This is a genomic window from Bacillus sp. FSL K6-3431, from assembly GCF_038002605.1.
In the GTDB taxonomy this organism is placed as follows: domain Bacteria; phylum Bacillota; class Bacilli; order Bacillales; family Bacillaceae_C; genus Lederbergia.
The window spans coordinates 4,811,275-4,823,880 of record NZ_JBBOCT010000001.1 but is presented as its reverse complement, the minus strand read 5'-3'; the positions used below and the strand labels follow the sequence as shown (position 1 = coordinate 4,823,880).

The following is a 12,606-nucleotide window of genomic DNA, read 5'->3' as shown; positions in this document are numbered from 1 at the left end:
TTAAATGACAAAATATGAAGGTTTTCACTACTCCTTTTAAGGATTCATTAGAATATATTGCATTAGGAATTGAAGGACTGTCTTTCTCACTTCCGAAAGAAGAGATTTCACAAATGTGGCTATATACATATCAAGGAAACCGCGAGAATCTTTTATTCTACCTCAACAAGTTATTATATGAAGTTCAAAATAATAAAGAGAATTTTGAGATTATTCGCCAAAATATTATTGAAATTCTTATTGTCAAACTTCAGCGCGAAAAAAACTTAAAAGTTGAAAAAACTGACTCCAAAAGAATTAATAAAGATGTGGCATTTATCAAACAATTTATCAAGCAAAATTACCGTAATGAAATTACACTTGATAAATTGGCTGGAATCCGACATATCAATAAATATTACTTAGCTCATTCCTTAAAAAAAGATATGGGATCTCTCCTATAGAATACTTGAACCAAGTACGAATTAAAGATTTACAACTTCTCCTAGAAACGACCGATTACAAAATTGCAGACATAGCTGAAATGACTGGTTTTTCCTCACAATCTTTTTTCGCTCAATCATTTAAACGCATAACTAGTCAAACTCCCTCCATGTACCGAAAAGAAACTAGAAAAAACTTAGACACGATAGAACTCAATACATAACGTAAAGCTTATATAAGTGCAGATTTTCTGCCCATAATCTTCGATAAATATATATAATAAAATAACCATATACATTGGATTTGCACTATTGTTAAAAACATTCACCTGCAGTATGTGAAGCCACTGCGTATAGAATTAAATAAACCACCCGCAATGAGCGAGTGGTTTATTTAATTCTTTATACTTGCAGCTGTAAAATACCGTTCTCCAACCGCTCATCTACTTCTTTCGCGTCTTCGATATGCTCAATAATTTTATCATGGGCATGTGTGAAGAGACTTCTTGCTTCCTGAAGCTCTAACCTCACTTCTTCTGACAATTGTTTTTGTTCCTCTATCATTTCTTGCACCGCGCCAATATCAATTTGACTTTCTTCAATCGTTTTTAAAATAGCGTCAATTTTATCTGCGGTTTGAAAACTGACTTGAATTCCTTTATCAACTAACTGAGCACTTTTTTGCGTTGCTGTTAGTGCACTTTCTATTTCTGTTTGCAATGATGATGTCAATGATTGTATATTCGCCGTACTGTCCGCAGTGCTTTCAGCAAGTTTTCGCACTTCTTGGGCGACAACAGCAAATCCTTTGCCAGAATCACCAGCTCTTGCAGCTTCGATGGATGCATTTAACGCCAATAAATTCGTTTGCGCAGCAATATCCTCAATTACTCCGACGATCGATTGAATTTCAACAGAACGTTCGCTTAAATTCGTCATATTTTGCTCGGATGCAATGATTTGTTCTCCTAGCTCTTGAATGACATCAGCTGTGTTCTTTACTTCTTCTGATCCTTGTTGTGAATCGTCTACCATTTTATTTGATAGTTGGTTTAAAGAAACTCCTTTTTCATATAGTTCCTTTGACTTATCTGAAGTTTTTTCACTTATATGAGCAACGTTTTCGAACTTTTTCTCTATAAGATTAACAGCTTCTCCAAGTCCACTATGTTGCGAGTTTACTTTTTCATGCTGATGCACTGCTGCATTCAGTTCGCTCTTAACTTTTAAAAGCCATTCCTGATTATTCTCTTCCTTTTGTTGTAAATCAGCTTGTAATTCGTCTATTTCTAATTGCAATTGCATAATTCGCTGTTGTTTTTCTTTTTTTGCTTTAAACATATGTCTTCCTCCCACAATACTTTATACCTCTATAATAACATAATTTAACATAGATAAAGTATATAAACAGGATAAAAGATATAGGTATTTTATATTAGTCATATGTTATACTAGCACCTTTTTTGACTTTTCAATTTCCTGTGCTTTTAACTGCCTGCGTAAAATTTTTCCGCTAATTTTTGTTTTCGGTAATTCTTCCACCACTTCTATTTCACGTGGTGCAGAGTGGGCCGCAAGCCTACCTCTGACAAAAAGACGTATGTTTTCAAGCAGGGTTGGTGTGGATGTATAATCCTTGTTTAAAACGATAAACGCTTTTACAATTTCACCACGAATAGGATCAGGTTTGCCAATAACACCTGCTTCTGCCACTGCCGGGTGCTCAATTAACTTGCTCTCTACTTCAAAAGGACCAATACGTTCACCAGAAGAATTAATCATATCATCGCTTCTTCCTTGGAAAAAGATATAACCGTCATCATCCTTGGACGCTAAATCACCAGCAAGATACCAATCTGGACCAAACGGAAAATAAGAGGCATATTTAGCTTCGTCCTTCCAAACCCCTTTCATAATCGCAGGCCATGGACCTTTTATTGCTAAGTGCCCAACTTCCCCCAATGGCAGAATACTTCCATCATCGTCCAAAACAGCCGTTTCAATATTCGGTAGCGGTTTGCCCATTGAACCCGGTTTAATCGGTTCTGTCGGTAAGTTCACGATTAATTGTGCACCTGTTTCTGTCATCCACCATGTATCATGGATCCGTAAATTCAAATTTTCCACACTCCAGTAGATGACCTCAGGATTAAGCGGCTCACCAACGCTTAATATATGACGTAGCTTGCTTAAGTTATGGCGATCAAGTGCTTCACGCCCTTCTGCCATCAACATGCGGAAAGCAGTCGGCGCGCTATACCAAACAGTTACTCCTGTTTTTTCGATCGTTTCGTACCAGCTGTCAGCATTAAAGCGCCCCCCATGAAGAATAACAGTTGCCCTGTTTAAAAGCGGTGCGAAAATGCCGTAAACACAGCCGGTCACCCAGCCTGGATGCGCTGTGCACCAATACACATCATCTTCTTGTATATCTAACACCCAACGCCCCGTTATGTATTGCTGAATCATTGCCCTATGAGCGTGAATGATTCCTTTCGGCTTCCCTGTAGAACCACTCGTATAATGAATATTCAACCCATCATCAAGATCAACCCATTCAATAATATGCTCATCTGTTTCGACAGTGCCTAGTGCTTGTGGAATCGAAATAACTTCAGAAGAAACTGGATTTTTATCCGTAAGGAAAATCGATTCAAGACTTGGTAGATCCTGTAGTGGCACCCTTTGTAAATATTCTTCATTTGTAATCAGGTATTTCCCTTCACAATCTAAAATCCGATCACGGACAGCTTCTTCCATAAACGCTTCAAACAGTGGACCAACAATCGCACCTAGTTTAATTGCTGCTAATATTGCAATATGACATTCTGGATGCTTCGGTAAAAATACAAAGAGAAAGTCTCCTTTTTTCACCCCATGCTTTTTCAACACTTGCGCCCATCTATCTGTCTCGTTTTTCAATTCCCTATAGGTGAGTTTCCATTCATTCCCTCCATCTACATAATGAAGAGCTGTTTTATTTCCATAACCATCAGCTACGTGACGGTCCACACATTCATAAGCCATATTCACTTTACCTGTTTCATGCCAACTAAAGTTTTTTTCAATTTCTTCCCATGCAAGTGATTTTTGATCACCAAGATCGGATTGCACATTATATATACCTTTAAATGGAGGAATTACTTGTTGTCTGCTCATTGTCGTTCTCCTTTACCACTTTATTTAAATTTAGAAGGCTTAAAATTTCTGCCTTTTTCTCTGCAAGTAGTACATCGCCTCTTGAGCGGGGCTTTACTTGAGTAATTGCTATTTCCGCGTATAATTCACCGGGCTGTCCCCGTAAAATAAAAATCCGATCACATAAATAGAGGGCTTCATCAATATCATGTGTCACAAGCACCATTGTTGTTTGCCGCCTTTTCCAAATGGATAGCAACAAATCTTGAAGTTGCATTTTTGTAAAAGCATCGAGCGCACTAAATGGTTCATCTAATAACAACACATCCGGTTCAGTAATAAGGGACCTAGCAATCGCAGTTCGTTGCGCCATTCCGCCTGATAAATCTTTGGGATAATGACCTTCAAAACCGTCAAGTCCGACAAGTTCAAGCAAATCCTTGGCAAGCTTTTTTTGTTCTACCGATTGAACACCAAAGCAAATATTGTCTTGGACAGAAAGCCAGGGCATTAAGCGTGGCTCTTGAAACATCATTCCAACTTTACTATTGGATAAGGTAAACGTTCCTTCATATTCACCATCAAGCCCTGAGAGAACTCGCAGCAAGGTGCTCTTCCCACAGCCGCTTGTACCCAAGACCCCAATAATTTCTCCTTCTTCCATCGAAAAAGTCACATGTTGAAAACCAGTTTTTCCATTATTAAATGTACGACTCACATTCTGAACTGCAAGCAATCTCATTACCTCCTTTAACGCTGATTTGATAAGCTATCTTGCCAGCGAAGTGATTTCTCTTCTAATTTTTTTAGCAATGAATCGGTTATTTTACCAATAACTGCAAATAAGCAAATACTTGCAATAATCAATTCAGGTGAATACGTATTTTGTCCTACGACGAGTAAGTAACCAAGTCCTTGACTTGCGCCCATAATTTCTGCAGCAACAACGAACATCCAGCCAAGCCCCATGCCACTCCGTAAGCCAACTAGGAATGATGGTAAGGAAGCTGGAAGAATAATTTTTCTCAACGTTTCAGTTGAAGTGAATCCATAAATTTTCCCAACTTCAATTAGTTTTCGATCTACTCCTTGAATCCCAGAAACAATATTCAAATAGACTGGAAAAAAAACACCGACAGCGATTAATACCACTTTTGAAGATTCACCAATTCCCATCCAGAGGATAAACAGGGGCACCCACGCAAGTGATGGAATCGACCGAAATGCCTGTATAAGCGGATCCATTAGTTTTTCCAATACAGTAAAATATCCTACTGCTGACCCAAACAAGACCGCAGCTATCGTTCCGAGTAAGAAACCTGCCGCAACTCTAAACACCGTTGTTCCAACATGACCGAAGAGTGTACCTGCTGCGCCCATTTCGAAAATTTCTTGCACGATCCTAGTTGGTGCTGGTAACAGATGAGCTTCAATTAGTCCAACTCTCGCTGCTGCCTCCCAAAAAATTAATAGAACGAAAGGAATAATACTTCCTAATAACCATTTCTCATTATTTTTCCATAGAGAATTTTCAGTCAAGCGCGTCTTCGGCTTTCCCACTGCAACTCCAATTGTTTCGCTTCTTTCACTCATCTTCATTACCGCCCTTTACTTATTGAAATTAAATGCGTAAGCGCTGGAGCAAGACATATGTCCTAAAATCAACTATCAATTATAAACAAATTTATTCTCTATCAGCATCGAAATAGCTTGAGTTAATTAAGTCATCTACGACTTTTTCAATATTTGTTTTAGATTCAATGATACCTTCCGATTTGAGCACATCACCAGCTGCTTGAATCACATCCCTTTGATCATCTCCCGGTGCCGAAGTAGAAAAATCATTACGCTCAAGCTGAATTTTTGCTACATCTAAATCAATTTGTGCTTCTTTTGCTAAAATTTCTGCCGTTTCTTCTGGATTATCAATCGCCCATAAGCGCGCTTGTTCATATACTTCAATTACTTTTTTCACATAATCAGGATACTTTTTCGCAAAATCTTCACGAACGTTCAATACGCCATATGTGTTAAAATCCGGATTTCTGAAGAAGAGATTAGCTCCGACTTCCTTTTCTACACGAGCCATATGTGGATCTAGTCCTGCCCAGGCATCAACCTCACCTGCAAGAAGTGCTGCTGCACCATCTCCATGCTGTAAATTGACGATTTCCACATCTTTTGCAGATAGACCACTATCTTCTAGCGCTCTTAATAAAAATATATAAGGATCTGTTCCTAATGTTGCCGCTACTTTTTTCCCTTTTAAATCTTCAACTGCTGTAATTGTTTTGTCAGTAGAAACAAGCGCTGTCCATTCAGGTTTAGAATAAATATATACAGATTCAATTGGAGAACCTTTCGCTTTCGCCATTAGTGCTGCTGCTCCAGCAGATGATCCAAAATCAACACTTTTGGAATTTAAGAACTCAAGGGCTTTATTACTTCCATGACTTAAAACAAACTCGACTTCAATCCCTTCCTCTTCGAACAACTTTTCAGCAAAGCCTTTTTCTTTTAAAACAAGACTTGTTGGCGAATAATGTGCATAATCTAGAATTATTTTTTTCGGTTTACCCGGCTCTTCACTTGCATTTGCAGAGCAAGCTGCTAACGCAACCGCTAATGTAAAGATTAATAATGTTTTAATAGTCCATGATTTCATTTGAAATCCCCCCACTTATATAATTAATCACATAATATTACTTGGTTTAACTTTATACATGATAGATAAGAACCTCTTTGCCACCGGAAATGGCGTTTAGTGGTTCCTTCTATTTGCATTTTTCCTTTTATATAGCATTTGTACCTTTTTAAAATAAACATAAAAAAGCCCCCTTCCTAAGAAGAGGGCGTTATATACGATTCCTCCTCTTATCTTCCAGATCAATGATCTGTAGGATGTAGCACCTTCTCAAACATAATAATGTTTGCAGGTTGCCGGGCTTCACAGGGCCTATTCCCTCCGCCACTCTCGATAAGAGATTACATTTAATTGTCAAATACTTATTCGTTGACCATGTATTGCAGTATAAACGATTGTTTTGTTGCTGTCAAATGATTTTTAGAAAATTAATGCAATATATCCAATTTCAATTGTTCACTGCTTTAGCAATAGCCTGCTGTAGTTGAATAATAATATCTTGCTCATTTTCGATACCAATTGAGATACGAACGACACTTTTATTTATTCCAAGCTTCTCTTGGGACTCGCGAGGTAAGTTTCGATGTGAAGTACCAAATGGATAAGAAACAGTTGTCTCAACTCCACCTAAAGAAGGCACAATTTTAATCCAGCCAAGTGTAGAGAAAAACAAGCGAATATCACATTGTTTAGCCAATTCAACAGTTACTACAGCTCCGTTTCCATATTTAGAAACCGCTTTTGGATAAAATACCTTTTTAACATTTTCATTATTTTCAAGAAAGTCTGCCACAGATTGTGCATTAGCTGATTGTTTTTCCATACGCAAAGCGAGTGTCTTTACTCCTCTGCATGTAAGCCAAGCTTCAAATGGACTTAAATTTCCACCTAAGTTGACAATTTTTTGTCGCGCCTTTTTCACAAGTTCTTCTGTTCCAACAATCACGCCAGCCGACACATCACTATGTCCACCGAGATATTTTGTTGCACTATGAACAACGAGATCTACTCCAGCTTTATAAGGCTGAAGCAAGTATGGGGTTGCAAACGTATTATCAACCATCGAACACAATTGATATTCTTTAGCAATTTTTACAAGTGTAGTAATATTTTCTACTCTTAAAAATGGATTTGTAATACTTTCCGTATAAAGTAACTTAGTATTAGGGCGGATCGCTGACAATACCTCAGCTTCATTAGAAAATGAGACAAATGTAACGTCTACACCAAAGTTTTTTAATTCCTCGGACAATAGATGATACGTACCCCCGTACAAATCCTCACATGCGATAATATGATCCCCGTGTTTAACGACCGCAAGTAATCCAGCCAGAATCGCAGACATACCTGATGATGCAGCAACACCAGATTCTGCTCCTTCTAATGTTGCTACTGCTGCTCCGAGTTCATCCGTATTCGGATTTCCATATCTCGAATACAAGTATGGCGTCTCTCCTTCAAAATAACTTTCCAATTCGTCGAGGTTTTGGAAAGCAAATGACGATGTTTGATAAATAGGCGAAACCTTCGCTGTAAAGTTTTTATTTTGTTTTTGTGATTGATGCACTGCCATAGTGTCAAATGAAACGTCGCTCATTATATTGGGTCACTCCTATGTTTGTAGCAAATGTGAAATTCAATAATTGTGATTATACTCACAATTATAAGAGTTGTCAAAAAAAGAGACTCCAAGAACTTTTGGGTTGTGATTAATAATACTGATTCATGTAGCCCTTAAGGCAAATATATTCGGAATGAATCTATTACTGCCTAGCGTGATCCAATCTTACTGACCGTCGGTAGGGCAATTTACTGATAGTTCGAGTACAATTACTAGCATACTCGCACAACTATAACTAGTTAATATCGACTATTACTGGCCACTCAGCTATTTTATGAGCCACTCACGTGATTTACTGGCCACTCGGCTATTTTATGAGCCACTCACGTGATTTACTAGTCAAGTCCAGACAATTGTGTAATTTAGTTTACAATGTTTTCTTTATGATATTTAGTTATAGTTGGCTATTTTATTTCATCAAGTGAAAAGGGGGTACCCCCTTTTCACTTGATGAAATTGTCATTTTATAAACTCTTTTTTCCGCTTCGTTCTCTGTTTTCATAATCCATTAGTATTGCACCGATAAGTCGAAATGCAGATTGATTATTCGGGAAGATACGTATGACTCTTTCTCTCCTGCGAACCTCCTGATTAAGCCTTTCAAGTGAATTTGTGCTCGCTAGATAACGATGATAACGAGAAGGCTGGTTGAGAAATTGAATGGCATCTTCGAAGCCATCCTCTAAAATTTCAATTGCTTTCTGGACCTTTGCTTCTTCTTCATATTTATCGACAAATTGCTCTTTATATTGGCGAGCTTCTTCTACTGAAATACTATTAAAGATGCGCCTCATGTCAGCGATTATTTGTTTTGATTCTTTTTTTGGCAATCGTTCAATGATATTCCGTTTAAAATGGACAGTGCAACGTTGCCAAGAAGTGCCTATGAATTCCCGCTGAATTGCTTTTTTCAGTCCTTCATGAGCGTCTGAAATAATAAGTTTTGGAGACTGAAGAGCACGTCCTTTCAGGTGTTGGAAGAACCCTTGCCATGCCTCAAAACTCTCAACATGATCGATTTTTAGTCCAATCACTTCACGTCTCTTGTTTTCATTTATCGCTGTAGCGATATAAACTGCCTTGGAAATCACTTTATTATGTTCCCGGACCTTGATATACATGGCATCTGCATAAACGTACGGATAGTACATGGTATTTAGAGGGCGGTTTGCCCACTCATTTACGATTGGATCTAGCTTTCCAGTAAGGGAAGATACGAACGATTTAGAGACGTTTTCTCCACACAGTTGTTGAACGACATTTGTGACTTTTCGAGTGGAAATCCCATTGACCACCATCTCTAACATCGACAATACAAAGGCCTGATCTACACGGGAAAACTTTTCAAACACGGAGGGAGAAAAGTGTCCCTCACGGGTTCTCGGGACTCGCAGTTGAACCCTTCCAATACTAAGGAGAAGCTCTCGCTCGTAGTAGCCATTTCGGTAATCAATGCGTTCGATCGAGCGCTCGTAGGCAGCTGCTTGGAGATAATCATCGCGTTCCTTCTCCATATATTCATTTAGGACAAGTACAATCGTGGATTTTACTACCGCTTCCAGGTTTGAATTTAGCACTGAGTCTTTTAAAATTTCAATATCTAGGTTAAAATTAAGTTGGGTCATCATCAATTCCTCCTCAATGTGATCGTGGTTGAAAACATTGTAACATGAGGTCTTGATGAGACCTTTTCTTTTTACACAATTATACGGACTCTATCGATTTACTGGCTACTCGGCTATTTTATGAGCCACTCACGTGATTTACTGGCCACTCAGCTATTTTATGAGCCACTCACGTGATTTACTGGCCACTCAATTTTATGAGCCTATCAAATTATGAATCATGCTTAAAAGTTCATAGGAACAAAATAAAAACTAGATTGGTATGATCGACCTACCAACCTAGTCTTTTTCACCAATTTTCAATCTCAGGTCTTTCCACTTTGGCATTGCCTTTTTTTGAAGAGCGCTTGCGGAGTTCTGCTTCAACATCTTCAAGCGGCACACCTTGATCAGCTAAAAGAACAAGTAGGTGATAAAGCAGATCACTACTTTCATTGATTAGCTCTTCTTTATCAGTATTTTTTGCGGCAATGACCACTTCTCCTGCTTCTTCAATTAGCTTTTTAGCAATTTTATCCGTACCTTTTTCGAATAAATAATTCGTATACGATCCTGGAATCGGCAATTGCTTCCGCTCACTAATCTCAGCCATTAAGTCTTCATATATAGAAGGGGACTCTGAAACTTCTCCCTCAATCGTATGAAAGAAGCATGACTTTTCTCCAGTATGACAAGCAGGGCCCAGCGGATCGACTCTAACTAGCAACGTATCTCCATCGCAGTCCAGCTGAATGGACTTGACTATTTGCTTATTTCCTGACGTCGCACCTTTATTCCAATATTCTTCTCGCGAACGTGAATAGAACCATGTTTCCTTCGTTTCTAATGTACGTTGAAACGCCGTCTCATCCATATAAGCGAGCATTAACACGTCGCCTTTCCGATCATCCACAACAATCGCAGGGACGAGTCCTTTGGAAAAATCAGGCTTCATTGACATTCACTCCTTGTTTTTTACACAGCTGTTTTACTTCAGCAATTGTCAATGTATTTTCATGAAAAATTGATGCGGCGAGGGCGGATGCAACATCTGTTTTTTCAAAGACTTCAACAATATGTTCAGCATTTCCGCATCCGCCTGAAGCAGTAACTGGAATCTGAACAACGTCAACGATTGCTTTTGTTAGTTCTAGGTCATAGCCATTCTTCACACCGTCACGATTAACGCTTGTAAGTAAAATCTCCCCAGCACCTAGACTTTCTAATTCTTTGGCCCACCAGATCGCATCAATTTCCGCATCCTCCATACCACCGCGTGTCATTACATGCCATGTTCCATCTGGAAAGAGCTTCGCATCAACTGCAGCAACAATTCTCTCTGAACCGAATTTCTTCCCCGCTTCTTCGATGAGCGATGGATTTTTAACTGCAGCTGAATTGATACCAACTTTATCTGCACCTGCGGCTAAAATTCGAGCAATATCATCTAAACTTTTAATTCCACCACCAACTGCAAATGGCACTGTCACAACTTTTGCCACTTTACTCACCAAATCGGCGATTGTCTCACGCTCTTCTGTTGTAGCCGAAATATCTAAAAATACAAGTTCGTCTGCGCCAGCTTCAGAATATGCTTTTGCCATTGCAACTGGATCTCCCATTTCGCGCATGCCTTCAAAATTCACACCTTTAACGACTTTTCCGTCCTTCACATCAAGACAAGGAATAATTTTTTTCGCTACCATCACGCACCACCTTTTAGTTTGACTGTACCTTCATACATCGCCTTACCAACAATCGCTTCTGTAATCCCCAGCTCAGCAATTGCATCTAAATCAGCCTGATTTCTAATTCCGCCTGAAGCAACAATCGTGCAATCAACTGCCTCATTAATTTTTTGAAGTTGTTCCAGATTAGGCCCTTGCATCGTGCCATCCTTAGAAATATCAGTGAAAACAATTGTCTTCACACCGAGCTGCTCCATTTGTTGGGCAAACTCAATATAATTCACATTAGTTGACGTTTCCCATCCACTAACAGCCACTTTCTCATGAAGTGCATCTATTCCAATTACGATGTTTGCTTGGAAACTTTTCAATGCTTCCTTTAGAAAATTTTCATCTTCCAATGCGGCTGTACCAAGTACAACCCTTGATACGCCCGCTTTAATATAAGCTCTTACTGTTTCAAGTGATCGTATACCGCCACCGACTTGGACAGGAACTGTGGATATTTTACATAGATTAGAAATCAATTCCAACTGATCTGGATTACCTGAGCGTGCGCCATCCAAATCGACAATATGAATGATTTCAGCACCATCTTCAATAAACGTTTTTAACTGAGTTGCTGGATCGCTTCCGACTTGTGTTGTTTGTTTAAAATCACCCTGATAAAGTCTGACACATTTTCCATCGATTAAATCCATTGCTGGTAAAATCTTCATTAAACTGCCCCCTGAATCAAAATTCGCGAATTATACTTGCTATTTGCTGGTTTATTACCGATTATTGAGCGATTTCTATCGATATTGAGCACTTTATTACTAAGTATCTTCGATTTAATACCGTTTTTTTATGATTTGCTATCGATTATCTTCGATTTACTACTGGTTCTGGTTTACACTTATTCCAACATCCCTTTTGTAGAATTAATGCCTTTTATATTCGGATCGATCCGAATCGCCTCAGCAAGTGCACGGCCGAGCGCCTTAAAAAGTGCTTCAATCATATGGTGCGTATTTTCACCATACAATACTCGGGCATGTAAGGTAATGCCTGAATTAAATGCGAAAGCACGGAAAAATTCCTTCACAAGTTCTGTGTCAAAATTCCCAAGTGACTGCAGGCCAAATTCTCCTTCAAAATGTAAAAATGGCCGACCACTTATATCTAAAGCGACAAATCCGAGTGTTTCATCCATTGGTACATATGAAGAGCCATAACGAACAATCCCTACTTTATCTCCCAATGCTTCGCGGACAGCTTTCCCAAGAACAATTCCTGCATCTTCGACTGTATGATGGCTATCAATATGTAAGTCGCCGTCCACTTTTAATGTTAAACCAATCAGTCCATGTCTAGCAAATGCCTCAAGCATATGATCAAAAAAACCAACTCCTGTTTCAATTTCCACTACTGTTGGATCATCCAATCGACACTCAAGTTCAATTTTCGTCTCTCTCGTCTCTCTTTGATTAGATGCAATTCGCATACA

12 protein-coding genes, 1 pseudogene and 1 riboswitch are annotated in these 12,606 nt (G+C 38.8%); of the genes and pseudogenes, 2 read left to right on the top strand and 11 right to left on the bottom strand.

The window, feature by feature from the left end; genetic code table 11:
- Positions 1-14 precede the first annotated feature (14 nt).
- Both MHB53_RS22840 and MHB53_RS26500 read left to right on the top strand, forming a co-directional pair.
- The gene (locus MHB53_RS22840; RefSeq protein WP_340922834.1) at positions 15-443 is read left to right on the top strand and encodes a hypothetical protein; all 429 of its coding nucleotides are present in this window, start codon (positions 15-17) and stop codon (positions 441-443) included.
- Between the two features lie 5 nt (positions 444-448).
- Complete coding sequence (locus tag MHB53_RS26500; protein WP_445661472.1) at positions 449-646, top strand: helix-turn-helix domain-containing protein; 198 nt, start codon at positions 449-451, stop codon at positions 644-646.
- Positions 647-824: 178 nt separating this feature from the next.
- Here the strand turns inward: MHB53_RS26500 and MHB53_RS26495 are convergent.
- The 11 genes and pseudogenes from MHB53_RS26495 to hisB form a co-directional block, all read right to left on the bottom strand.
- Positions 825-1,352 (bottom strand): annotated as a pseudogene (locus MHB53_RS26495) (methyl-accepting chemotaxis protein); the annotation flags it as partial.
- A 516-nt stretch (positions 1,353-1,868) separates the two neighbouring features.
- A complete protein-coding gene (acsA, locus tag MHB53_RS22830; RefSeq protein WP_340922826.1) occupies positions 1,869-3,581 on the bottom strand; it encodes an acetate--CoA ligase in 1,713 nt (570 codons plus the stop codon).
- Positions 3,550-4,296: an ABC transporter ATP-binding protein gene (locus tag MHB53_RS22825; RefSeq protein WP_340922825.1), complete on the bottom strand. Its 747-nt coding sequence runs from the start codon at positions 4,294-4,296 to the stop codon at positions 3,550-3,552. Before MHB53_RS22825 ends, acsA begins: the two co-directional genes overlap by 32 nt.
- Positions 4,297-4,310: 14 nt before the next feature.
- Complete coding sequence (locus MHB53_RS22820) at positions 4,311-5,159, bottom strand: ABC transporter permease (RefSeq protein ID WP_445661471.1); 849 nt, start codon at positions 5,157-5,159, stop codon at positions 4,311-4,313.
- A gap of 85 nt (positions 5,160-5,244) precedes the next feature.
- On the bottom strand, positions 5,245-6,225 hold the full coding sequence (locus tag MHB53_RS22815; protein WP_340922820.1) for an aliphatic sulfonate ABC transporter substrate-binding protein: 981 nt from the start codon (positions 6,223-6,225) through the stop codon (positions 5,245-5,247).
- 206 nt (positions 6,226-6,431) lie between these two features.
- A riboswitch (SAM riboswitch) is annotated at positions 6,432-6,544 on the bottom strand.
- 108 nt (positions 6,545-6,652) lie between these two features.
- On the bottom strand, positions 6,653-7,801 hold the full coding sequence (locus tag MHB53_RS22810; protein WP_340922818.1) for a trans-sulfuration enzyme family protein: 1,149 nt from the start codon (positions 7,799-7,801) through the stop codon (positions 6,653-6,655).
- Positions 7,802-8,289: 488 nt separating this feature from the next.
- A complete protein-coding gene (locus MHB53_RS22805) occupies positions 8,290-9,450 on the bottom strand; it encodes an IS256 family transposase (protein ID WP_340924668.1) in 1,161 nt (386 codons plus the stop codon).
- Positions 9,451-9,739: 289 nt separating this feature from the next.
- Positions 9,740-10,384 carry a bifunctional phosphoribosyl-AMP cyclohydrolase/phosphoribosyl-ATP diphosphatase HisIE gene (hisIE, locus tag MHB53_RS22800; protein WP_340922817.1) on the bottom strand — a complete coding sequence of 215 codons (645 nt, stop codon included), beginning with the start codon at positions 10,382-10,384 and terminating at the stop codon, positions 9,740-9,742.
- Complete coding sequence (hisF, locus tag MHB53_RS22795) at positions 10,374-11,135, bottom strand: imidazole glycerol phosphate synthase subunit HisF (RefSeq protein ID WP_340922814.1); 762 nt, start codon at positions 11,133-11,135, stop codon at positions 10,374-10,376. Before hisF ends, hisIE begins: the two co-directional genes overlap by 11 nt.
- Positions 11,135-11,836 carry a 1-(5-phosphoribosyl)-5-[(5-phosphoribosylamino)methylideneamino]imidazole-4-carboxamide isomerase gene (hisA, locus tag MHB53_RS22790; RefSeq protein WP_340922812.1) on the bottom strand — a complete coding sequence of 234 codons (702 nt, stop codon included), beginning with the start codon at positions 11,834-11,836 and terminating at the stop codon, positions 11,135-11,137. The genes hisF and hisA overlap by 1 nt, the downstream gene beginning before the upstream one ends.
- A 179-nt stretch (positions 11,837-12,015) precedes the next feature.
- Positions 12,016-12,603, bottom strand: coding sequence for an imidazoleglycerol-phosphate dehydratase HisB (hisB, locus tag MHB53_RS22785; RefSeq protein WP_340922810.1), 588 nt, complete (start codon positions 12,601-12,603; stop codon positions 12,016-12,018).
- Positions 12,604-12,606: the final 3 nt, after the last annotated feature.